The 22,014-nt window shown below is 67.4% G+C and carries 18 protein-coding genes; 10 read left to right on the top strand and 8 right to left on the bottom strand.

Going from position 1 to position 22,014, the window contains the following annotated elements; translation table 11 throughout:
* Positions 1–201 precede the first annotated feature (201 nt).
* The gene (locus V3B46_RS20075) at positions 202–2,796 is read right to left on the bottom strand and encodes a M14 family zinc carboxypeptidase (RefSeq protein ID WP_329892726.1); all 2,595 of its coding nucleotides are present in this window, start codon (positions 2,794–2,796) and stop codon (positions 202–204) included.
* Positions 2,797–2,870: 74 nt separating this feature from the next.
* Positions 2,871–5,510, bottom strand: coding sequence for a TonB-dependent receptor plug domain-containing protein (locus tag V3B46_RS20070; RefSeq protein ID WP_329892725.1), 2,640 nt, complete (start codon positions 5,508–5,510; stop codon positions 2,871–2,873).
* 192 nt (positions 5,511–5,702) lie between these two features.
* Here V3B46_RS20070 and queD point away from each other — a divergent pair, with 192 nt between their 5' ends.
* Positions 5,703–6,065, top strand: coding sequence for a 6-carboxytetrahydropterin synthase QueD (queD, locus tag V3B46_RS20065; RefSeq protein ID WP_014035871.1), 363 nt, complete (start codon positions 5,703–5,705; stop codon positions 6,063–6,065).
* A 117-nt stretch (positions 6,066–6,182) separates the two neighbouring features.
* Positions 6,183–6,530, top strand: coding sequence for a phasin family protein (locus V3B46_RS20060; protein ID WP_154262196.1), 348 nt, complete (start codon positions 6,183–6,185; stop codon positions 6,528–6,530).
* Positions 6,531–6,966: 436 nt separating this feature from the next.
* Here the strand turns inward: V3B46_RS20060 and asnB are convergent, their stop codons facing one another.
* Positions 6,967–8,868 (bottom strand): asparagine synthase (glutamine-hydrolyzing), encoded by a 1,902-nt coding sequence (gene asnB / locus V3B46_RS20055; RefSeq protein ID WP_329892724.1) that lies wholly within the window; start codon positions 8,866–8,868, stop codon positions 6,967–6,969.
* 350 nt (positions 8,869–9,218) lie between these two features.
* On the opposite strand from asnB, the gene V3B46_RS20050 reads away from it, so the two are divergent.
* Both V3B46_RS20050 and V3B46_RS20045 read left to right on the top strand, forming a co-directional pair.
* Positions 9,219–9,908, top strand: a complete 690-nt coding sequence (locus tag V3B46_RS20050; RefSeq protein ID WP_010484092.1) for a winged helix-turn-helix domain-containing protein — start codon at positions 9,219–9,221, stop codon at positions 9,906–9,908.
* Positions 9,905–11,251 (top strand): ATP-binding protein, encoded by a 1,347-nt coding sequence (locus tag V3B46_RS20045; RefSeq protein ID WP_329892723.1) that lies wholly within the window; start codon positions 9,905–9,907, stop codon positions 11,249–11,251. Before V3B46_RS20050 ends, V3B46_RS20045 begins: the two co-directional genes overlap by 4 nt.
* Here V3B46_RS20045 and V3B46_RS20040 read toward each other — a convergent pair.
* Together V3B46_RS20040 and V3B46_RS20035 are read right to left on the bottom strand one after the other, a co-directional pair.
* Positions 11,248–12,717 (bottom strand): sensor histidine kinase, encoded by a 1,470-nt coding sequence (locus V3B46_RS20040; RefSeq protein WP_329892722.1) that lies wholly within the window; start codon positions 12,715–12,717, stop codon positions 11,248–11,250. The two genes, V3B46_RS20045 and V3B46_RS20040, sit on opposite strands and share 4 nt — an antisense overlap.
* Complete coding sequence (locus tag V3B46_RS20035; protein ID WP_329892721.1) at positions 12,714–13,433, bottom strand: response regulator transcription factor; 720 nt, start codon at positions 13,431–13,433, stop codon at positions 12,714–12,716. Before V3B46_RS20035 ends, V3B46_RS20040 begins: the two co-directional genes overlap by 4 nt.
* Positions 13,434–13,577: 144 nt before the next feature.
* Between V3B46_RS20035 and msrB the strand changes: the two genes are divergently transcribed.
* From msrB to V3B46_RS20015, 4 genes are all read left to right on the top strand, one after another.
* Positions 13,578–14,150, top strand: coding sequence for a peptide-methionine (R)-S-oxide reductase MsrB (msrB, locus tag V3B46_RS20030; protein WP_329892720.1), 573 nt, complete (start codon positions 13,578–13,580; stop codon positions 14,148–14,150).
* A gap of 2 nt (positions 14,151–14,152) precedes the next feature.
* Positions 14,153–15,922, top strand: a complete 1,770-nt coding sequence (locus tag V3B46_RS20025) for a cytochrome c biogenesis protein DipZ (protein ID WP_329892719.1) — start codon at positions 14,153–14,155, stop codon at positions 15,920–15,922.
* A gap of 14 nt (positions 15,923–15,936) precedes the next feature.
* On the top strand, positions 15,937–16,674 hold the full coding sequence (gene msrA / locus V3B46_RS20020) for a peptide-methionine (S)-S-oxide reductase MsrA (RefSeq protein ID WP_329892718.1): 738 nt from the start codon (positions 15,937–15,939) through the stop codon (positions 16,672–16,674).
* A gap of 242 nt (positions 16,675–16,916) precedes the next feature.
* Positions 16,917–18,365, top strand: coding sequence for an aminotransferase-like domain-containing protein (locus V3B46_RS20015; RefSeq protein ID WP_154262187.1), 1,449 nt, complete (start codon positions 16,917–16,919; stop codon positions 18,363–18,365).
* Positions 18,366–18,440: 75 nt separating this feature from the next.
* Here V3B46_RS20015 and bioD read toward each other — a convergent pair whose 3' ends face one another.
* Positions 18,441–19,124 (bottom strand): dethiobiotin synthase, encoded by a 684-nt coding sequence (bioD, locus tag V3B46_RS20010; protein ID WP_329892717.1) that lies wholly within the window; start codon positions 19,122–19,124, stop codon positions 18,441–18,443.
* 68 nt (positions 19,125–19,192) lie between these two features.
* Here bioD and V3B46_RS20005 point away from each other — a divergent pair, with 68 nt between their 5' ends.
* Entirely contained in the window at positions 19,193–19,675 is a 483-nt protein-coding gene (locus V3B46_RS20005; protein WP_004140850.1) for a GAF domain-containing protein, read from the top strand.
* Positions 19,672–20,034, top strand: coding sequence for a TfoX/Sxy family protein (locus V3B46_RS20000; protein WP_032128727.1), 363 nt, complete (start codon positions 19,672–19,674; stop codon positions 20,032–20,034). Before V3B46_RS20005 ends, V3B46_RS20000 begins: the two co-directional genes overlap by 4 nt.
* A 91-nt stretch (positions 20,035–20,125) precedes the next feature.
* On the opposite strand, the gene V3B46_RS19995 is transcribed toward V3B46_RS20000, so the two are convergent.
* Positions 20,126–20,704, bottom strand: a complete 579-nt coding sequence (locus V3B46_RS19995; RefSeq protein WP_154262183.1) for a histidine phosphatase family protein — start codon at positions 20,702–20,704, stop codon at positions 20,126–20,128.
* A 127-nt stretch (positions 20,705–20,831) separates the two neighbouring features.
* Complete coding sequence (locus tag V3B46_RS19990; protein ID WP_329892716.1) at positions 20,832–21,959, bottom strand: acyltransferase family protein; 1,128 nt, start codon at positions 21,957–21,959, stop codon at positions 20,832–20,834.
* Positions 21,960–22,014 lie beyond the last annotated feature (55 nt).

Below are 22,014 nucleotides of genomic sequence, written 5' to 3'. Positions count from 1 at the left end.
CAATGGCTTTGACCGATGTGGAGGTCTTGCAGGCCTCCTTGGCGACCAGCAGTTTGAAACGCGCGTCGTATCTGTTCATGTATCCCTCGGGGTTGGATCTGGTGTCCAACTCCCGGGGGTCACTTCAGGGATGGGTTTACGGCGTGTGCTGGCTGAGGCCCCCTGCCTCCCAAACCCAGCAACAACTCGGCGCCAAACGCCTCAACCCCGCGCCTTACCCGGATTCACCAGATTGCCGAAGAAGATCGCGTTGATCAGCAATCGATCCGTGCCGTGCCAGTACTTGCGATGTGCCGGATCATCGGCAAACAGCACCACGTTGCCCTGCCCTTGCGCCGACACCAGCAGCCACGCGCTGCCGGCCACCCGCGCGCGGTTGCGCTCGGACAGGTAACCATTCACCCGCGGCGGCGTGTCGATGCGCACCACCGTCGAGAACGGGTTCGCGCTCGGCTGCAACGTCACCGTGTTTTCCTTGTTGATTGCCAGCTGCCGGCGTGGCACGCCGAACGCCAGCGGATGGCTGGTATCCACGTCTGCACTGAGGATGTTGCCGCTGACCCGCTCGATCGCAGCGATGTCACGCTGGTCGCCGAACGCACGGCGGCTCTCGTCAGCGGTTTCTTCTTCCTTGCCAAGCTTCTCGCCGTCGGCCAGCTTCTGTTCAATCGCCCACTTCGAGGCACCGCCGTACGTCACCAACGAACCACCGGCCTGTACCCAGCGCTTCAGCGCCGCCACTGCCGTCACGTCAACGCCGGTATAGGTTCCGCCGGACAAAACGATGGTGGTGTAACGGTCCAGCGGCACTTTGCCCAGCTGCTGCGGATCCAGCTTGCTGGCCGGCAACCGCAGCTGCTGGTCCAACAGGAACCACGCCGATCCAATTTCGGTGGCGGCCACGCCCTCGCCCATCACCAGTGCCACCGACGGCTTGCGCAGCGCTTTGACGCCGTCACTGCCGAGGTCGATGCCTTCGCGGCTGCGGCCACTGGACAGCGCGTGCACCTGCACACCTGCCTCGCGTGCGGCAGACGTCACTGCCTCAAGCAACGCCGTGCCCTGCAGTGGTTGCCCGGCCACGGGAATCACCAGGCTGCCGGCGGCGAAGCTGGCCTCGCCCTGCGTCGTCACGGTGGTGAACGGCTGGAATGCCGCGCGTGCATTCACGCCCTTGCCCTGTAGCGCAGCCAACGCGCGCCCGGCGTTGTAGTCGCGCCAGTCGATCGCGTAGGCGAATCCTGCCTGGCCACCCAGTACCGCGCCCGGCTCTGCCGCCGGCGCTGTCACGCGTGCACCGCCGTCGATACGGCTGCGGCTACCGGCGAAGGCCACACCGTAGGCCGGTGCGATGGCATAACTGGTGCTGCCGTAGAACACATCGCCCTTGATCGGCGGCGTCTCGGCAAAGATCGAATGCACCAGACGGAACTGCGCCTGCTGCACCGGCACCACGTAAGCGTTGCCGGCATCGAAGCGTTGCCCATCGACAGTGACGTCACGATCCAGCGCGCGCACCTCGATGCGATGCAGCAGCAACAGTTCCAGCAAACGACGGGTCAATGCGGGGTCATGCGCATCGCCGAATACGAAGCTCTTCACCGGCTGCTGTGCGGCCTGCTTCAACGCGCTCTGGAAGAACTGCTTCTGCAGGTCGAACAGGCCACTGCGCTCGGCTACCGCGCCGCGCACCGTGCCCAGCCCGGTAGCGACCTGGTTGCGGATGGTGAACGGGAAGGTCAGCAGGCCATTCACCGATTCCTGTACGCGGCCACGCGAGCTGGCCTGCTCGACGGTAACGCCGACGGCGCCGTGGAAGTCCGGATAGGTGGAACCGTACACCGGCGAGAAGTTGTCGAAATTCTCGCCGGTGTAGTACAGCGACCCCAGCGCATCCAGCGCCTGCGCGTGGTATTTCGCCAGGGTCTTGTTGAACTCGTATGACGCCGCCGGAATCAGCGGGCTGTGCATGCTCTTCGGCGACGGTTCGAAGTAATAAGTGCTGTCCTTGCCCATCTCGTGGAAGTCGATCTGCACGTTGGGATACCACTGATGAAACACCTCTACCTTCGGCCGCGAGTCCTGCTGCGTCAGGGCCAGCCAGTCGCGGTTGAGATCGGTGAAGTAGTGGTTGGTGCGGCCCTGCGGGAACGGCTCGACGTGTTCCTTGTCGGCCGGGTCGGCCGAAGCCGGATCGGAGGCCCACGCGTTGTGCCAGTTGGCGGCACGATCGCGGCCATCCGGGTTCTGCGCCGGATCGAACAGCACCACTGCCTGCTGCAGCCACTGCTGGGTTTCGGCGCTGCGGTTGGCCACCAGGTAGTAGGCCGTCAGCATCGCCGCCTCGGCACTGGAGGTCTCGTTGCCATGCACGCTGTAGCCCAGCCACACCACCACCGGGCTGTCACCGGCGGCGCTGCGCGGCTGCGCCGGATCGGCCAGGGTCGCGTGCTGCTGGCGGATCTGTTCCAACCGCGCGTGATTGCCTGCGGCAGTGACGGTGGCGATCAGCAGCGGGCGGCCCTCATAGCTGCGACCGATCTCGCGCACGCTGATCTTGTCCGAGCGTTTCGCAAGTTCCTGGAAGTACGCCACCAACTGGTCGTGCCGGGTGTAACGGCTGCCGATCGGGTAGCCGAGGAACTGCTCCGGCGTGGGCACCGCTGCATCGAACGCCGCTGCGTCGGTGACCTGCGGAAAGAAGTACGCGCTCTGTGCCTGCACCGGCTGCAGCGAGGACAGTGCGGTGGCGGCGGCAAGCAGCAACGGAAGAACGGCACGACGATGCAAGGACACGATGACTCCCCTGGAACACAACGGCAGACAGTCGCGCGGCCGGTCCCTTCAGGTGACCGGCTGCGGCGGATGGATCAGAAGCGGTAGTCGAAGCCCAGCGTGAAGTAGCGGCCACGCAGGTCGTACTGGCTGAAGTCGTACGGCGCGCGGATGCCCGGGAACGAGGCGTCGTACGGCGGCGTCTTGTCGGCCAGGTTCTGCACCTTGGCGTACACGGTCAGCTTGTCGATGCCGGTGTAGGCCAGGTACAGGTCGTACTGGCTGTAGCTGCCGACACGCTGCTGCACGGCCTTGGCGGCGGTACTGGCTTCCTGGCGGTAGCTGCTGGTGTAGTACCAGGTCACGGCTGCGTTGAAGTCGCCGTACTTCCAGTCCAGCGTGGTGGTGGCCTTGTCCTTGGGCAGGGTCGCGCCCAGGTTGCTGCCGGCGTAGTCCACCAGTGGGCCGCCGACCACGGTCGGGCGACGGTAGTCGCGCACGTGGGTGTAGGCCGAGGACACGGTGAAGTCACCCAGCGCAGCGGTCAGGATGCGCTGGCGCAGCTCGACGTCGATGCCCGAGGTCTTCAGCTCGCTCAGGTTCTGGTAGCGGTTGTAGACCGCCTGCAGCTTGCCGCGCTCATCGCGCTGCACCGCACCGGCCACATTGTCGTTGACCAGGGTCTGGGTGTTGTTGGTGCCGACCAGGTTGTCCAGCTGGATGCGGTAGTAGTCCACGCTCAGGTTGGTGTTGGCCCACGGCGACAGCACCACGCCGAAGTTCACGCTCTTGGTGTGCTCGGGCTTCAGTTCGTTGTTGCCGACGGTGAAGAAGGTCGGGTTCTGGCGCGAGCCCGGCACGTCCGGATCACGCGGATCGACCACGCTGCCGTAGGCGATGCTGGTGCTGTTGGAGTTTTCCGACAGCGACGGTGCACGGAAGCCCTTCGAGGCGGAGGCACGCACCAGCAGGAAGTCGAGCGGCTGCCAGCGCAGGCCGATCTTCGGCGAGAACGCATCGCCGAAATCATCGTAGTGATCGGCGCGCGCGGCAGCGGACAGCTCCAGCGTCGATGCCAGCGGCACGTTCACTTCGGCGTAGGCCGCACTGACCTGGCGCTTGCCGTGCACTTCGGCGATGGCCGGGCGCACCTGCAGACCGGCGTCGATCTGCCACGGGTTGTTGGAATCGAGCTTCTCGCGGCGCCACTCGGCACCGGCGGCGAAGCCGATCTCGCCGGCCCAGGTATGGCCCAGGCTGCCGGAAATCTTCGCATCGATGCCCTGCAGCTTGGACTCGGCCGGACGCAGCGTGGCGATGTTGATCGAGTCGCGCACCGACTGCGGCGTCGCCGCCGGATTCAGCAGGTTGTAGCTGCCCGAGGCCAGCGCATCGGCCAGCGCCCAGCGGTTGGCGAAACCACCGGAGACGCTCTCGCGCTCGCTGCTGCGCGCGCCGAACGCGGCCATTTCCCAGTCCCACTTCGCGGTGGTGCCACGCAGGCCGAACACGCCGCGGTAGGCGGTGGAGCGGTTGGTCTTGAGCGTGCCGCCCAGGTCGAAGAAGGTGTATTCGATCGGGATCGCACGGCCGTACGGGTTGTACGGATTGCTGGCCGGCAGCAGCGACGGCACCGGCTCGGCCAGGCCACTGTCCGCGTTCAATGCGAAGCGGCCGCTCTCCAGGGTGAAGAACGGGCTGCTGCCAAACCACGCGGTGCTCTTGATCTGGCTGTACAGCACTTCGCCGAAGGCTTCGACGTTGTCGTTCAGGCGGAAGGTGCCGTTGGCATAGGCCTGGTAGCGCTTGGTCGAAGGAATCAGCGTGGTGAACGGCGCCTGGTTGAAACCGCAGGTATCACCGGCCAGGCCGTCGATCGGCGCGCTGGCAACGCGGGTGGTACCGGTCGGGCAGTTGCCGTTGGCATCGAGCATCGGTACCGACACGCCGTTGACCAGGTAGCGCGCACCCTTGGCCGACCAGCCGTTCCAGCGGCCGCCGGGCTTGTCGGTGTAGATGCCGCTCTTTGTCAGGTTGCGTTCGTCCTGATCCAGGCGTTCGCGGTTGTAGCCCTGCAGGCTGAAGAGGATGTTGTAGCCGTCGGTATCGAGATCACCGAGGCCGCCGACGAACTTCAGGTTCTGCTCGTGCAGGCCGCCCTGGTCGGCACCGCCGAAGCTGCCGCCGATCTCGGCGCCTTCGAAGTTCTGCCGGGTGATGATGTTGACCACGCCGGCCACGGCATCAGAGCCATACACCGCCGAGGCGCCGTCCTTGAGCACTTCGATGCGCTCGACCGCGACCAGCGGCAGCGCGTTGAGATCGACGAAGGTGTCGGACAGGCCGCCGGCCGGGAAGCCGTAGTTGGCCAGGCGACGGCCGTTGAGCAGCACCAGCGTGTTCTTCTGCGACAGGCCACGCAGGCCGATGCCGGCCGAGCCGGAGGCCCAGCCGTTGTTGGTGGTTTCGTTGCTGGCGTTGCCGGTGTTGGCCGAGATCGAACGCAGCACGTCGGCCACGGTGGCCTTGCCGGTCTGTTCCAGCTGCTGGCGGCCGATCACCTGCACCGGGTTGGAGGCCTCGGTATCGGTGCGCTTGATGTTGGAACCGGTGACGCGCACGGCAGCCAGGGTGCTGGCTTCGCCACTGGCGTCGGCGGAGGTTTCGGCGGCGGCGGACAAAGGCGCGGCCAAAGCGACGGCCAGGGCCGCCACGAGCAGGGTGTGCTTGGGCATGACGATGTGGGGGAGGTGGTAAGGGCGACGAAGTTCCGCAGTAGTCCATGCCTGGCCGGGGTCCAGCCAATAACATCTCTTCATACGGATATAAGAGAAACTATCATCTCTTCATCCGGATGGAAAGACTTACTTCACGAAAGTCCAACATCCGCTCAGGCTGGCCGGCCACCTGCGGCGTACAATCGCGCCATGGAAATCTTCAAAGTCTTCATGCTCGAGGCGGCGCACCGCCTCCCCAACGTGCCGCCGGGGCACAAGTGCGCGCGCCTGCATGGCCACTCGTTCCGGGTGGAACTGAAGGTCGAGGGCGAGCCCGGCGCGCAGACCGGCTGGATCATGGATTTCGGCGACGTGAAGGCGGCCTTCCAGCCGATCTACGACCGCCTGGACCATCACTATCTCAATGACATCCCAGGCCTGGAGAACCCGACCAGCGAGAACCTGGCGGTGTGGATCTGGAACGAGCTCAAGCCCAGCCTCCCGGCGCTGAGCGAGATCACCGTGCACGAAACCTGCACCTCCGGCTGCCGCTATCGCGGCCCGGCCACCTGATCAACCCATTGATCTGAAAGGATTTCCAAAGGCGCCCAGGGCGCCTTTGTTATTTTTGTTGCATTGCCGCATCAAGGGCGTATGCTGCATTGCATCAAGCCACTCCCTGACGCCCCCATGGCCACCGCCTTCAGCGATCGCTTCAGTGATGCCACCCGCCAGCTCGCTGCCGCAGCAACGCGTGCGAACCGGTTGGCGTTGGAGAACGCGGAAAGCATGTTCGGCGTGCAGCTGAAGGTGATGGAGCGCAACCTGACCGCGACCGGCGGCTGGCTGGGTGAACTGGCCCGCGGCGAGGATGCGGCCGGGACGCTCTCCAAGGGTGCGCAGCTGTGGCAGGACAACCTGCAGCGGCTGGGCCAGGCCCAACAGGACGTGGTCGGTCTCGGCCTGCAGGCCAGCAAGGCATGGTCCGAACTGGTGCAGGGCTACAACGAATCAACGGCGGACGCGAGCAACCACTGACGCGACGCAACGCTCATTGCGTGGGTCCCTCCCCCCACGCAATCCGGACCCGGCAGATCCCTCCCTCTGCCGGGTCTTTTTTTTGCCTGGCGTTCGGATTCCAAAGCGCTACTTCGCCTGGACTCTCTGCGAGCTGAGGGGCCCCGCCGGGGTGGGCAGGGGCCTGGGCAAATGTCCCCCGGCGCCGGCCGTTGGCCGTCACCTCCTCCTTTACTTTGCCCAGACCCCTGCCCTCCCCGACGAGGCTCGGCTTGCGGTGAGTAGAGCACAGCGATCGCGGCAGCCTTTCAATGAGGCGCCGACGAACTCCGAACGCGGGGCGGAGGCCCTTGCGTACGAAGTAAAGGGGGAGGTGACGGCCAACGGCCGGCGCCGGAGGACATTCGTACGCAAGGGCCTCCGCCCTGCGCCACGCAGAACACACCGCGCAGGAACCTCAGCGCCCCCGGCTACCGTGCCAATGCTGGTGCCACGCCTGGAACATCAGCACGTTCCACAGGTGCGTGTGCCACTTGCGCTCGCCGCGCAGGAACGCCTCCCAGATACCGCGCACGCGTGCCACATCGAAGCAGCCCTGGTTGCGCAGCAGCTGCGGGTCCAGCAATGCCTCCGCCCAGTCGCGCAATGGACCGGCCAGCCAACGCGCCATCGGCGGACCGAAGCCGCGCTTGGGGCGATACACCAGCGGTTCCGGCAGGTAGCGGGCCAACAGGTGCTTGAGGATCCGCTTGTGCTCACCGTCGTGGTACTTCAGGTGCTGCGGCAGGCGCCAGGCCAGGCGAACCACTTCCATGTCCAGCAACGGCGCACGCGTCTCCACGCCCGCCGCCATGCCGGCACGGTCGACCTTGGCGAGAATGCCCTCGGCCAGGTCCATGCGGAAATCCAACAGCTGGATGCGCGCCTCGGCCGGCAGCGCGGTGTCCTGCTGCTGGAAGATCGTCATCGGCTCACGTGCCCCCAGCACCACCTGCGCCGGCTGCCGCCAGCGGGTGACACGTTGCAGGTAATGCCCTTCCACATCGTTGGCGGCAACCTCGGCCACCAGTGCGCGCCAGCCACCGAGGCGGCCACGCTCGACGTTCATGCGGTTGCCACTGCGCCGCGCCAGATCACGCACCCAGTCCGGCAGGCCACCGCAGAGGCGTGCATTGCGCAGCGCGCGGCCATAGCTGGGATGACCGAAGAACAGCTCATCGCCACCGTCGCCGGTCAGCGCCACCGGCTTGCGCGCGCCCAGCAGTTCACTCGCCAGCAGGGTCGGCAGCTGCGAGGCATCGGCAAACGGCTCGCACCAGACCTGTGGCAGCCGCTGCAGCAGATCCAGGCCCTGCCGCGCGTCCATCCGGTGCAAGTGGTGCTGCACGCCCAGATGACGCGCGACCTGCGAGGCCCAGTCGCTCTCATCATGCCCGGGATCATCGAAGCCGACCGTCCACGCCTCGATCGGCAAGGTCGATTGGGCCTGCATCATCGCCGTCACCAGCGACGAGTCGGTGCCGCCGGACAGGAACGCGCCACAGGCCAGTGGCGAGTGCATGCGTGAAGCGATGGCTCTCTGCAGTACGGCTTCCAGCTGGTCGGTGGCCTGCGCCAGGCTCGGCGCTGGCTGCAGGGGTTCCTGCAATGCGCTCTGCATCGCGTCGCGTGCGCACCAGTAGCGTGCGCCCCCTTCCGCCGCTTGGTTGGAACCGCCGGCAGCGTGGTCATCCAGATCGACGCGCAGCACCGCGCCGGCCACCAGCTTGTGGATGCCCCGGTAGATGGTGTGCGGCGCCGGCACATAGTCGTGCCGCAGCAACAGGCTCAGCGCATCCTGGTCGATGCTCGGCGCGAAGCCGGCGAAGGCCTGCAGCGCCTTCATTTCCGAGGCGAACAGGAACTGGCCCTGGAACCAGCCGTAATACAGCGGCCGCTCGCCCACCGGATCACGCGCCAACCACAACGTACGCGACTCACGGTCCCAGACACTGAAGCCAAAAGCTCCCTCGATGCGCGACAGGGTCCGCTCCACACCCCACTCGATGATCGCCTGCAGCAGCAACCGGGCATCGCTGCAGCTGCGCGGCAGATCACGCAGCTGCGACTGCAGGTCGGCGCGGTTGTACAGACGCCCGTCCAGGCACAGCACGTAACGGCCACAGTCCGAGCTCAGCGGCTGCAGCGGGGTATCGGTCGGCGCCCGGCAATGGCCCAGCGCGAGGCCGGCCTCGGCGTCGGTCCAGTAACCGATGCGGCCCCGGCCACGCTGCTGCAGGGCGCGCAGCATCGGCGCCAGCTGCTGCAGCAGGTGTTCGTCCTCGGCGGGCGGCAGCCAGGCCCCGACCACGCCGCTCATCGGGCACCTCCGCAGCGGCAGCGGCGGGACGGGTTCAGCAGGCAGGGGGCGGCGAGCGACATGGGAACGGCACGCGGAGCGGAGGAGACTCCATGCTCGGCGCCCCACCTGCCCCGCGTCAGTCGCTTTGCTGTCAGCGATGGTCACCAGACGTATCACGAAGGTAACGTTTTGTAACGGCACCAAGCTATGCTGGACGCCAAGTTGTTGCCAGGCCTGAGGCCCGGCCCGAGCGCCAGCAACCCCGGCTGAATGGCGCCCGCCCCCGGGACCCGGGCGGCCCGCAGGCTGGGATAGCATCGCCGCGCTCGTGCCGTGGCGGTACGTTTGCGCCCACGGAGGCCTTGAAAATGCTGGATATCGTACTGGTTGAAGACGATGCCCGCCTGGGTACGATGGTCAGCGACTATCTGCAGCGGCATGGCTACCAGGTGGCCCACGAGCGCAGTGGCGAGCGCGCGGTGGCCCGGATCCTGGCCGAGAAGCCGGCCCTGGTCCTGCTCGATGTCGGCCTGCCCGATCAGGATGGTTTCGAAGTGTGTCGGCAGATCCGGCCCCACTATGACGGCATCATCTGTGTGCTGACCGCCCGCACCGACAACATCGACCAGGTGCTGGGACTGGAGCTGGGGGCCGACGATTACATCGGTAAACCGATCGAACCGCGGGTGCTGCTGGCCCGCCTGCGGGCCCACCTGCGCCGCCATCGCCGGGTCGAACCGCGCGACGGCAGCCTGCGCTTCGGTGAGCTGAACATCGACCCCTCCACCCGCAATGTGCACCTGCAGGGCGGCCTGCTGGAGCTGACCACGGCCGAGTTCGACCTGCTGTTCCTGCTGGCCAGCAACGCCGGCCAGATCCTGGACCGCGATGCGCTGCTGCGCGGCCTGCGTGGCATCGCCTTTGACGGCCTGGACCGTTCGATCGATGCGCGCATCTCGCGCCTGCGCCGCAAGCTGGGCGACAACCCTGAACAACCGGAGCGGATCAAGACCGTCCGTGGACGCGGCTACCTGTTCAGCCGCTCGGCATGGGGATGAAGCGCACGCACTCGGCGATGCGCGGCCACGCCTTCCACTTCCTGCGCTACGGCATCGGCTTCCTGGTCGCCCACCTGCTGCTGATCGTGCTGGGCCTGTGGGCCTGGGATGCGCTGCTGGAAGACCGCACCGAAGCCAGCCTGCTGGCCGAGATGCGTGGCACCCATGCGCTGCTGCAGCAACGCTTCGCGGAAACACCACGCGACCAGTGGCCGGCGCTGGCACGAGGGCTCGACGCCGACTTCGCCTATGCCCTGCGGATGGTGCCGCTGGCCGAGGCGGAGAAGGCGCTGTCGGCCAGCCAGCGACCGCCGTTCAACAACGGCCGGGCGCAGATCGACCTGGAGCACATGCGCAGCCTGCAGCGGATCGGCGACAGCGACTACGCGGTGATGCTGGGGCCGTTGGACGAAGCGCTGCCCGACGAGGGCTGGCAGGACAGCGAAGTGTCCGGCGTGGCGATCCTGCTGCTGATCCTGATGGTGGCCGTAGCCCTGCCGATGTACGTAATGGTCTACCGCCTGTGGCGCGATGTGTCGCAGCTGGCGCAGGCCGCGCGGCAGATGCGCGACGGCCAGCTGGACACGCGTGCGCCACGCGCCGGCACCGCGCTGGTGCGGCCGCTGGCCAATGCCTTCAACCACATGGCCGAGCAGCTGCAGCAGCTGCTGGAGAGCCAGCGCGTGCTGGCGCAGGCGGTGGCGCACGAAGTCCGCACGCCGTTGGCGCGGATGCGCTTCGGCCTGGCCGACCTGGAGGACACCGGGCTGGATGAGATACAGCGCGATGCGCTGGGCGGGCTGCGCACCGATGTTGATCGGCTGCAGCACCTCACCGATGCCGGCGTCGAATACGCCGCACTCGGTCGTTGCCATCAGCTGACCCGCCAGCGCCTGCAGCTGGCGGCACTGGTCCGTGGCGTGGTGGCCCAGTTCGCACCGCTGCCGATGCCGGTACAGCAGGTGCTGTCGCCGACAGGCCTGGTCAACGTCAACCGGCATATGCTGGAACTGGCGCTGCGCAACCTGCTCGGCAATGCCCTGCGTTACGCACGGCGGCAGATCCGTATCGCCAGCACGGTCAACGACGGCTGGCTGTGCCTGCAGGTGGAGGACGACGGCCCCGGCATCGCGCCCGAACTGCGCGGCCAGGTACTGCAACCCTATGTGCGGCTGGATCCGGGCAGCCCCGGTTTCGGCCTCGGCCTGGCGCTGGTGCAGGTGATGGCCGACAAGCATGGCGGCCACGTTGAAGTGACCGATTCGGAGCTGGGCGGCGCCTGCATCCGCCTGCACCTGCCGCTGGAAAGCGGCGGTGCCGTGGAGAGCGAGACGACCTGCTAGACCGCCGGTTCCGCGCGCGGCAAGGCAAACACGAACAGCGCGCCCTGTTCGCTGTCGCGCAGCTCGATCCGGCGCCCGTGCAGCTGCACGATGCGCTGCACGATCAGCAGGCCCAGCCCGCCGTTATCGCCGCGCCGCGCGCCCAGTGCGGCCGGCGCCTGGAACAGCTGCGCACGCAACGCGGGAGCTACTCCGGGGCCATCGTCGGCAACGCTCACCTCAACGCTGTCCTGCATCGCACGCAGGCACACCTCGATCCGGCCACCTTCCGGCGCATGCCGCAACGCGTTGTCGAGCAGATTGGTCAGCACCCGCTCGACCAGGCCCAGGTCGGCACGCACCAGCGGCAGGCCGGGCGGGAACTCGGCGTGCAGGCGCTGGTTGCGTGCCTGCGCCGACAGCTCGAATTTCTGCAGTACGTCCTGCAGCAGTTCCGGCAGCGCGAACACTTCCCACTCCAGGCGCACTTCGCCGTGCTCCAGCCGCGCCAGCTCGAACAGCGCGCGCGCCAGCCGTCCAACCTTGGCACTCTGCGCCAGCGCAATGCCGAGATAACGCCGGCGCTCATCCGGCGACAGCGTGGCGTCTTTCAATGCCAGCGTTTCCAGGTACCCGTGCAGCGACGACAGCGGCGTGCGCAGGTCATGCGAGATGTTGGCCACCAGTTCGCGCCGCTGCAGGTCCTGCTGGCGCAACTGCTGCCATTGCTCCCCCAAGCGCTGTGCCATCTGCGCGTGCGCGTGTTCCAGGATCACCAGTTCATCGCGCTCACCGGGGCGCAGCGGCTCCGGCGGCGGCAACGGCGTGGGCGCATCGATGTCGAAGGCCTGGATGCGTCGGGTCAGCCGCCGCAGCGGACGCGTCACCCAGTAGAACGCCACCAGTCCGGCAAACAGGCCGAGCCCCCCCACCAGCACGACTGACCAAAGCGTGGTGTTCCATTGGCTGCCGGCGGCGAGATCGTCGGCCAGCATCTGCCGGTGTTCGCCGACCAGCACCACGTACACGTAGCCGGCCTGGCGGCCCTGCACGATCAACGGTGCAGCGCTGAATACCTTGCGGCCGTCCGCGCTACGCGGGTCATCGCCGAGGATCGGCAGTGGCGCACCCGACAGCAGGCGGCGCAGCGGTGCTACGTCCACCTTGTTGCGCACCAGATGGCCACTGGGCGCATCGTGGCCGAGGATGCGGCCCTGGTCGTCCAGCAGGTAGACCTCGACGCTGGGGTTGACCGCCATCAACTGGCCGAACAGTGCGCGCACCGCAGCATCGCGCATGCCGCTGGTGTCCATCAGTTCGCTGCGCTGGGCGATGTGCTCGGCCAGGCCCAGCGACAGCCGCTGCACCACCTCCTGCTCGTGGCGGGTGTTGGCACGCATCTGTAGTGCCAGCAGTGCCATGCAGCACATCAGCATCAGCGCGGCGGTCACCACCGCCAGCTTCTGCCACAGGTTCGGCTTGATCATGCCGCCGCCCCGGCCGGGTCGACCAGCTTGTAGCCGCGGCCCCACACCGTCAGCAGCCGCCGCGGGTTGGCCGGGTCCGGCTCGATCTTGCTGCGCAGGCGGTTGATGTGGGTGTTGACCGTATGCTCGTAGCCATCGTGCTGGTAGCCCCAGACCTGGTTGAGCAGTTCCATGCGCGCGAACACCTGGTCTGGATGACGGGCAAAGAACAACAGCAGATCGAACTCACGCGGGGTCAGCTCCAGCGCGCTGCCATCCACCGAGGCGGTGCGCGCGACCGGATCGAGCTGCAGCCCACCCAGCTCGATCGCGCCGGCATCGATGCGCGCGCTCTGCGCCATCGCCTCGGCGCGGCGCAGCAACGCCCGCACCCGTGCCACCAGTTCCGGCATCGAAAAGGGTTTTGCCAGGTAATCGTCCGCGCCCAGTTCCAGGCCGACGATGCGCTGCGTTTCGCTGCCACGCGCACTGATGATGATGATCGGCACGTAACGCGTCATCGCGCGTGCGCGCTGGCACACCTGCAGCCCATCCACGCCGGGCAGCATCACGTCCAGCACCAACGCATCCCACGGACCGTCCTGCTCAAGCAGGCGCAGGCCGGCGTCGCCACTGGCGGCATGGGCGACGTCGTAGCCCTCATCGCCCAGATGCATGCGCAGCAGGTCGGCGATGTGGGCATCGTCTTCAACGATCAGCACGCGTTTGGTGGACATCGGCAGCTCGGGGCCAGTGGGGAGGCTGGCTGCATTGTGGCGCGGGACGGCCGCCGATACCTCACGAAAAATTGAATCCTGCGTGAGGATTCGTTGACCCGGGCGGGCGCAGCATGGCCCCGTCGCCCCTTCCCGGAGTCCGCCATGTCCCTCACCCGCCGCCATCTGCTGGGCCTGGGCGGTGTTGCCACCGCCGCCGGCCTGCTCGGCCTGGGGGCCTGCAGCCGCGCCGCCCCCGCCGCCGCCCAAGCGCGCCCGTCGCGACAGTTCGAGGTCATGCACAGTGATGCCGAGTGGCGCCAGCGCCTGACCCCGGCGCAGTACGCGGTACTGCGCCAGCAGGCCACCGAACGCCCGTACAGCAGCCCGCTCAACAAGGAACACCGGCAGGGCACCTTCGCCTGCGCCGGCTGTGCACTGCCACTGTTCTCCTCGTCCACCAAGTTCGAGAGCGGCACCGGCTGGCCCAGCTTCTGGGCACCGCTGCACAACGCCATCGGCGAAGACCGCGACGTCACCTTCGGGATGCTGCGGGTGGAGGTGCATTGCCGCCGCTGCGGCGGCCATCTCGGCCATGTGTTCAACGACGGCCCGCGCCCGACCGGGCTGCGCTACTGCATGAACGGTGCGGCGATGGTGTTCGTTCCCGGTGCCACTGATGGCACTGCCGACGGCTGGCGGGTACCGGTCGGTTCCTCCACTGTTTCCGGAGCCTGACGATGCTGCTGTTGCTGCTTGCCTACCTCGGGGGTGCGCTGACCCTGCTCAGCCCCTGCATCCTGCCGGTGCTGCCGTTCGTGTTCGCGCGCGCCGATCGCCCGTTCCTGCGCAGCACGCTGCCGCTGCTGCTGGGCATGGCGCTGACCTTCACCGTGGTCGCCAGCCTCGCCGCGGTGGGTAGCCAATGGGTGGCGCAGGCCAACCAGGTCGGACGCTGGATCGCCCTGCTGCTGATGGCGCTGTTCGCGGTCGCCCTGCTCTGGCCACGACTGGCCGACCACCTGCTGGCGCCGTTCCAGCGCGTGGGTGCCCGCTTGAGCGCACGTGCCGATGCGGCGGATGCCGCAGGGCACGGCGGTGCATGGACCTCGCTGCTGATCGGCATCGCCACCGGCCTGCTGTGGGCACCCTGCGCCGGGCCGATCCTCGGCCTGGTGCTGACCGGCGCCGCCCTGCATGGCGCCAGCGTCGGCACCACTGCGCTGCTGCTGGCCTATGCGCTGGGCGCGATCACCGCACTGGCGCTGGCGGTGTGGATCGGCGGCCGGGTGTTCCGCGCCATGCAGGCGCGGCTCGGCCTCGGCGACGTCCTGCGCAAGGTGCTGGGTGTGGCCGCGCTGCTGGCGGTGGTGGCGATCGGCCTGGGCTGGGATACCGGCCTGCTGACCCGTCTTTCGACGGTCAGCACCGCGCGCATCGAGCAAGGCCTGCTGGACGCAGTACCCGGCGCGCAGCCGGCGGCACCGCCGATGATGATGATGGCCGGCGCCAATGCCGGTGCCGATGCACCACTACCGGTGGAGGGCACCCTGCCCGCGCTGGACGGTGCCACGGGCTGGCTCAACAGCCCGCCGCTGAGTGCACAGCAGCTGCGCGGCAAGGTGGTGCTGGTCGATTTCTGGACCTATTCCTGCATCAACTGCCTGCGCGCGATGCCGTTCGTGCACGAATGGGAGCGACGCTACCGCGACCACGGCCTGGTGGTGGTCGGCGTGCACACGCCGGAGTTCGCCTTCGAGCGTGACCCACGCAACGTGATGAAGGCCGTGCAGCAACTCAAGGTCGAGTACCCGGTGGCACTCGACAACCAGTACACGATCTGGCGCGCGTTCAACAACCGCTACTGGCCGGCACAGTACTTCGTCGATGCGCAGGGCAACATCCGTGGGCACCAGTTCGGCGAAGGCAACTATGCGCGCTCGGAACAGATGATCCGTCGCCTGCTGACCGAAGCCGGGCAGACGAATCTGCCGCCACCGGCCGATCCCGCTGCCGCCGACCTGAAGGGCGTGGCCGTGCAGGCCGACATGGGCAACCTGCGTTCGCCGGAAACCTACCTGGGCCACGCCCGCGCCGAGCAGTTCGCTTCGCCCGGCGGGCAGCGCAGCGACACCGCGTTCGACTACACGCTGCCCACCACTCTGGCGTTGAACCAATGGGGACTGTCCGGGTGCTGGACCGTCACCGACGAGGCCGCACAACTGCAGCAGGCCGGTGGCCGCATCGCCTTCCAGTTCCACGCACGTGACCTGCACCTGGTGCTGGCACCGAACGAGGACGGCAAGCCAGTGCGCTTCCGCGTCTGGCTGGATGGCAAGCCGCTGCCCGCCGCCGATGCCGGCAGCGATGTCGGCGCCGATGGCAGCGGCGTGGTCAACGAACACCGCTTGTACCAGCTGGTGCGCCAGCGCGGCACGGTCGGCTCGCATCGCTTCGAGATCGAATTCCTCGATGCGGGCGTGCAGGCCTATGCCTTCACCTTCGGTTGAAACGGGAGCACACGATGAAACTCTCTTTTGAACAAGGTATCGCCGCCGGTGTCGCCGGCCTGGTGGCTACTGCATTGATCGCTGGCGTGCTGCTGGTCGACCATGGCGCAGTCGCGGCACCGCTGGAAGCCAGCGCGCAGGTCAAGGCGCTACCGGCGCCCAGCGGCGATGCCGCATTCCGCGATGACGCCACCCATGCCAGCGTGGTGTTCGCCGGTGGTTGCTTCTGGGGCGTGCAGGGCGTGTTCCAGCACGTCAAGGGCGTGAGCAATGCAGTGTCCGGCTACATCGGTGGCAGCGCTGCCAATGCCCGCTATGAGCGGGTCAGCAGCGGCCAGACCGGTCATGCCGAGGCGGTGAAGATCGACTACGACCCGCGCCAGGTCAGCTACGGCCAGCTGATGCAGGTGTTCTTCTCGGTGGTGCACGACCCTACCCAACTCAATCGGCAGGGACCGGACCAAGGCAGCCAGTATCGATCGGCGATCTTCAGTGACGACGCACGCCAGCAGGCTGCCAGCCGCGCCTACATCGCCCAGCTCGGCCAGGCCGGCAGCTACCGCGCGCCGATCGTCACCCAGCTGGTCAGCGGCCAGCGCTTCTACCCGGCCGAGAGCTACCACCAGAACTACATGACCAACTACCCGCAGGCGGCCTACATCCGCTACTACGACGCACCGAAGCTGGCCGCACTGGGCAAGCAGTTCCCGGCACTGTACCGGCGCGAGGCGGTGCTGGTGCCGATGCGCTGACGGCATCTTCCCGGGGCCTGACCGGCGCTCGGCGGCACTCTTCTGTAGAGCCGAGCCCACGCTCGGCTGCTGTTGGCGGAAGAGCAGCCGAGCATGGGCTCGGCTCTACACACAAAAAAAGACGCACGGCCATCCAGCCGTGCGCTTGGGAAGTATCGGCCGTGCCCCGATCAGGCCCGGCCGACAACGACATGCTAGGCTCGCCATCATCATGGATACAGCACCAGCTGGCGGGAAATTCGATGGATACAGATGACCAGAGCGCGATGATACCACCCCGCTACCAACGGCTGTCCGATGAACTGGCCGAAGCCATCCACGGCGGACGTCTCCCGGTCGGCAGCCGCCTGCCTTCACTGCGGCAGATGGCCCTGCAGCGAAGGCTCAGCCTGAACACGGTGATCGCGGCCTATCGCCAGCTGGAGGACGCCGGCCTGGTCATTCCGCGGCCCAAAGCCGGCTTCGAGGTGGCACCGCGATTGTCGGTGCCAGAGCGTTCGCTGCGTGATACCCCGTCCGCACCCACCGCACCACTGCAGCAGGTGCTGATGGCGCGCGTGCTGGAAGCACAGCGCCGCCCCGGTGTGATCGACCTCGCCTTTGCCGGTCCGCGCGGTCGCCAGTTCTATCCGGGCGCGCAGCTGGCCCGGCATACCGCGCAGGTGCTGCGCCACGGCCAGCAGACAGTGGAAACCTACGCGCGCCCGAACGGTTCACCGCGGCTGCTGGCCCAGATCGTGCGGCGTGGGCCACGCATGGGCCTGCACACCCATAGCGAGCGGCTGCTGCTGACCCACGGCGCGATGGAGGCCCTGCAGCTGGCGCTGCGCGCGGTCACCCAGCCCGGTGATGCGGTGGGCATCGAGGCGCCGTCCTACTTCAACCTGTACCCGTTGCTGGCCAACCTCGGCCTGCAGGCCATCGAGCTGCCCACCCACCCGCAGCACGGGCTGGATGTCGACGCATTGGATGCACTGCTGGAGCACACGCCGCTGGCCGCACTGGTGGTGATGCCCACCGTGCACAACCCACTGGGCTGCACCATGCCAACCGCCGCCAAACAGCGCCTGGCCGAGCTGGTCAACGCACGGCAACTGCCGCTGATCGAGGATGCGGTGTACGCCGAGCTGCAGTTCTGCGAACCGCCGGCGCCCTTGCTGAAGGCCTTCGATCGCGATGGCTGGGTGATGGTGGTCGGTGGGTTCTCCAAGACACTGGCGCCGGATTACCGTATCGGCTGGCTGGATGGCGGCCGCTTCGCCGAGCGCATCGCGCTGCTGAAATTCCAGTCCACCGGTGGCGAGCCGCAGCTGCTCGGCGATGCGGTGGCGGCGTATCTGGAAGCCGGCAGCTACGAGCACCACCTGCACCGCATGCGCCGGCTATACCGCGAACAGGTGGGACGGCTGCGCCAGCTGGTGGCCGAACACTTCCCGGCCGGCACCCGTGCCACCGAGCCGCAGGGCGGCTTCCTGCTGTGGCTGGAACTGCCGGGCGTGGATACGCGTGAACTGTTCGAACGTGCACTGGCAGAGGACATCGTGTTCATGCCCGGCCAGGTGTATTCGCGTGGTGCGCGATATCGCCACTGCCTGCGGCTGTCGTGCTGCCAGACCTTGGATGCGCACTTCATCGGTGCGGTGGAGCGGCTGGGTACGATCGCGAAGGAGCTGGCGGCTGCAGCACGGTAACGCCGGTCGCTGGGCGGCAACCTCCGGATCGCCGGGTGGATGCAGGTGCCGGCCAGCGGCCGGCACTACCCAGGATCATTCGAGCAGATGCGCCGCCAGTGCTTCGCCATCCGCTCCCGGCAGATATGGCAGCCGCCCCCAGCACGGCATCGGCAGGCGCTGCTGCAACGTCGCGATGTTCTCATCCTGGCGCTGCATCGCCGGGTCGATGTGGTTGCCTATCCAGCCCAGGCACTCCACGCCGCTGGCCTGCAGCGACTGCGCGGTCAGCCGTGCGTGATTGACGCAGCCCAGCCGCATGCCGACCACAAGTACTACCGGCAGATGCAATGCGCGCACCAGGTCGAGCTGGTCGAGCGTGGCCGAGACCGGCGCCAGCCAACCGCCAACACCCTCCACCACCACGACATCGGCCTGCGCCCGCAGACGCTCGAAGGCAGCCACGATCGGCGCCAGCTCCACCTGCACGCCATCCTCGGCAGCGGCCAGCTCCGGCGCCAGCGGTTGCCGCAGCGCGTACGGGTTCAGGTCGGCATAGTCCGGCACCGGCCAACTGGCTGCCTGCAGCGCCAGCGCGTCCTCGTTGCGCAGGCCCTGCCCCAGATCCTCACTGCCACTGGCCACCGGCTTCATTCCGACCGCGCGCAGGCCGCGCCGACGCAGCGCATGCAGCAGCGCAGTGCTGGCTGCGGTCTTGCCGATCTCGGTATCGGTGCCGGTGACGAACAGGGCAGGCGGCAGCGTGGCGGGCAACGGCATCGAAAAGCTCCAGCGGGGCAACAGAGCCTGCATTATCGCCGGCCCGGCGCGCTTGCTAGACTGCGGGCATGTTCGCCAATGCCTCGCTCACCGGCAGCAAGCCGGAACAATACGCCCAGCTGCTGGAACAGGCCCGCGGCCTGGTCTACGCCGAGTCCGACCGCATCGCCAACGCGGCCAACCTCTCCGCACTGGTCTATCACGCTCTGCCCGACCTGAACTGGGTGGGCTTCTACCTGTACGACGGCAAGGAACTGGTGGTCGGCCCGTTCCAGGGCCTGCCGGCCTGCGTGCGCATCCCGCTGGACAAGGGCGTGTGCGGTGCCGCCGCCAGCCAGCGCGTGACCCAGCGCGTGGATGATGTCGATGCCTTCCCCGGCCACATCGCCTGCGATTCGGCCTCGCGCTCGGAGCTGGTGGTGCCGTTGCTGCGCGGCGATGAACTGATCGGCGTGTTCGACATCGACAGCCCGAAAGTCGGCCGCTTCGATGCCGACGACCAGGCCGGCCTGGAAGCCATCGCCCGCGTGTTCGTCGAGGCGCTGGGATGAGCGCACCGAAGCTGCGCAACATCGGCCCGAAGAGTGCGGCGTGGCTGCGTCAGGTCGGCCTGCGCAGCCGCGAGGATCTGGTTGCGATCGGCGCGGTCGGTGCCTTCGTCAAGGTCAAGCGCGCCGGCTTCAAGCCCAGCTTGAACCTGCTCTATTCACTGGAAGGCGCGCTGCTGGACTGCCATTGGCAGGAACTGAGCGAGCCGCAGCGTGAGGCGCTGGTGCAGGATTACGAAGCGCGCATCGCCGCGCATCCGCTGAAGGCGGCCGGCCCCGCTTCGGGCCCGGTGCATGAGCAGCGCTTCGATGCCGACGATGACGCGGAAGACAGCGTGGCCGAGCGCGCGGACGAGGATTGAGGCCTCCGCGTTGCTGGGGATGCCGGCCAGCGGCCGGCACTACCACTGTGATGCGGGATCGGTAGCGCCAGGTCATGCCCTGCGAGTGCAGTCAGGGCTGCTGCAGCTCCAGCAGCTCGCCCACCAGACCTACCTCGCCGCGCTCCAGCCACACCCGCAGGCGCGTGCCGTGGTCAATACGCAGGGCCCAGCACAGCGACATCGGCAGGCCGCAGACCTGCGACAGCACCATGCGCAGCGGGCCGCCGTGGCTGACCACCAGCGTCGGCACCGGATCGTCATCATCAAGCAGGCGATCCAGCGCGCGCGCGATGCGCCGCTCAAAGTGGCCCCAGCTTTCGCCGTTCGGCGGCGGGAACGCGTGCGGGTCGGCATGGAAGGCCGCCAGTGCGTCCTCCGGCAGGTCGAACAGCGACTGCCCGTCCCAATCACCGAAATCCAGCTCTTCCCATTCCTCGTCCGCTTCCACGTCCAGCCCACGCGGAGTGGCCAGGGCCATCGCCGTGTGCAGCGAGCGCAGCCGCGGCGAACTGATCACCCGCTCCCAGGGCTGCGCAGCGTAGGCGTCGACCACTTCCTGCGGCAGGCGGGCCAGCTGCGGTGGATCGCTGCGGCCATCGAGGAACTCATCGCGACCGTTGCCGGCATGGCGGACCAGGTCGAGGATCACAGCAGTGCAACCATGCACGAGGCGCTAGCCCGCGACTGCATCGCGCACAGCGCAGAAAAAATGGACGATTGAAGCAACATCATGAACACCACTTCCGGACAGCGTCCCCGTAGCGGGGCACGCCATTCTAGCGTGGGCCGCCCTCAGCCTGCCTGGGAGAGGGCTCTGCACGTGATTCGGACAGCGATGCCATCACGCGTTTGCCCAGCCGGATCATCGGTGCTTCGATGCAGCGATGCCCCAGCGCAGCCAACGGCATTGCGACTGCCAGTACCAGCGCAGCGCACAGCAGATAGCCGGCTGTCCCATCTCCAACGACCGCCAACAGCCGGCGAAGCACCGGCCCCAGCACAGCGATCACAATGGGATGCCCCAGGTAGAGCGAGTAGCTCACCGTACCCAACCAGGCCGTCGCCCGGTTGACGAGCAACCGCGGCGGGCATTGCGAGCAACCCAACAGCAACGCCAGATAGCCCAGCCCGGCCAGCTGCCATTGTCCTGCCCCGCTCCAGCCAGCTGCGATTCCAGCCATGACCAGCAACAGCAGCAGGACACCGGCCATGTTCAGTGCCATTCCCCACAACCGCGCCCGCGCCGGTGGCAGCTGCGAGATTGCGTTGTACGCGTGGAACGCCACCAACCCCATAGCGAACACCGGCGCGTGCGTCAGCCAGCCATAGCCGCCCAGCGAAGCCTCCGCGCGTGCACCCAGCGTACCTGTCCCGGCCAACGCCGCCAGCCCCAGCAGCGCCAGGAGGAGCATCCAGGCCCGACGGCCGTTATCCACCAACAGGTACAGCACAGGGAAGATCGCATAGAACAACATCTCCACGCCAACCGCCCAGCTGGCCCATACAATGCCCTGCTCCCAGCCGGGGAACAGGTTGAATGTGAATGTGGCGTTCGCAACGATTTCGGCCCACGGGTGGCCGGCATGGCTGCCCCGGCCATCGCGGAAGATCGAGAACGCCAGCAGCAGATAGAACAGCGGTGCGATGCGCAGGAAGCGGTGCAGGTAGAAACTCAGCAACGGCCGGCCGCTGGCTCTGTGACGAGGCTGGGTATAACACAGGGAGAACGCGCTGATCACAAAAAACAGTGCGACACCCGTGGCCCCCAGCTGCAGAACGGGCATCAACCAACCAGCGACAGTCAGCGTCGGCGCCGGCATCGACTGGACGTGAAACAACACAACGTAGACGGCAGCCAAACCCCGAAGAGAATCGAGGAACTGCAGGCGATCCTTTGCAATCATGTTCCAGGTTCCAACCAGATGCGCATGCGACGCTCCTCACTCTACCAGCTGGCGA

Origin of the sequence: Stenotrophomonas sp. SMYL11 (assembly GCF_036320005.1) — a bacterium.
In the GTDB taxonomy this organism is placed as follows: Bacteria; Pseudomonadota; Gammaproteobacteria; order Xanthomonadales; family Xanthomonadaceae; genus Stenotrophomonas; species Stenotrophomonas maltophilia_A.
Note: the sequence above shows the minus strand (reverse complement) of the source record. Positions and strands in the feature narration are given on the sequence as shown.

What these genes read in the sequence shown, in the direction of transcription:
- V3B46_RS20040 (WP_329892722.1), bottom strand. Translation starts at nt 12,717, where the DNA reads ATGATCAAGCCGAACCTGTGGCAGAAGCTGGCGGTGGTGACCGCCGCG.
- V3B46_RS20050 (WP_010484092.1), top strand. Translation starts at nt 9,219, where the DNA reads ATGCTGGATATCGTACTGGTTGAAGACGATGCCCGCCTGGGTACGATG.
- msrA (WP_329892718.1), top strand. Translation starts at nt 15,937, where the DNA reads ATGAAACTCTCTTTTGAACAAGGTATCGCCGCCGGTGTCGCCGGCCTG.
- V3B46_RS20000 (WP_032128727.1), top strand. Translation starts at nt 19,672, where the DNA reads ATGAGCGCACCGAAGCTGCGCAACATCGGCCCGAAGAGTGCGGCGTGG.
- queD (WP_014035871.1), top strand. Translation starts at nt 5,703, where the DNA reads ATGGAAATCTTCAAAGTCTTCATGCTCGAGGCGGCGCACCGCCTCCCC.
- msrB (WP_329892720.1), top strand. Translation starts at nt 13,578, where the DNA reads ATGTCCCTCACCCGCCGCCATCTGCTGGGCCTGGGCGGTGTTGCCACC.
- bioD (WP_329892717.1), bottom strand. Translation starts at nt 19,124, where the DNA reads ATGCCGTTGCCCGCCACGCTGCCGCCTGCCCTGTTCGTCACCGGCACC.
- V3B46_RS19990 (WP_329892716.1), bottom strand. Translation starts at nt 21,959, where the DNA reads ATGATTGCAAAGGATCGCCTGCAGTTCCTCGATTCTCTTCGGGGTTTG.
- V3B46_RS20045 (WP_329892723.1), top strand. Translation starts at nt 9,905, where the DNA reads ATGAAGCGCACGCACTCGGCGATGCGCGGCCACGCCTTCCACTTCCTG.
- V3B46_RS20015 (WP_154262187.1), top strand. Translation starts at nt 16,917, where the DNA reads ATGGATACAGATGACCAGAGCGCGATGATACCACCCCGCTACCAACGG.
- V3B46_RS20005 (WP_004140850.1), top strand. Translation starts at nt 19,193, where the DNA reads ATGTTCGCCAATGCCTCGCTCACCGGCAGCAAGCCGGAACAATACGCC.
- V3B46_RS20060 (WP_154262196.1), top strand. Translation starts at nt 6,183, where the DNA reads ATGGCCACCGCCTTCAGCGATCGCTTCAGTGATGCCACCCGCCAGCTC.
- V3B46_RS20070 (WP_329892725.1), bottom strand. Translation starts at nt 5,510, where the DNA reads ATGCCCAAGCACACCCTGCTCGTGGCGGCCCTGGCCGTCGCTTTGGCC.
- V3B46_RS20035 (WP_329892721.1), bottom strand. Translation starts at nt 13,433, where the DNA reads ATGTCCACCAAACGCGTGCTGATCGTTGAAGACGATGCCCACATCGCC.
- V3B46_RS20025 (WP_329892719.1), top strand. Translation starts at nt 14,153, where the DNA reads ATGCTGCTGTTGCTGCTTGCCTACCTCGGGGGTGCGCTGACCCTGCTC.
- asnB (WP_329892724.1), bottom strand. Translation starts at nt 8,868, where the DNA reads ATGAGCGGCGTGGTCGGGGCCTGGCTGCCGCCCGCCGAGGACGAACAC.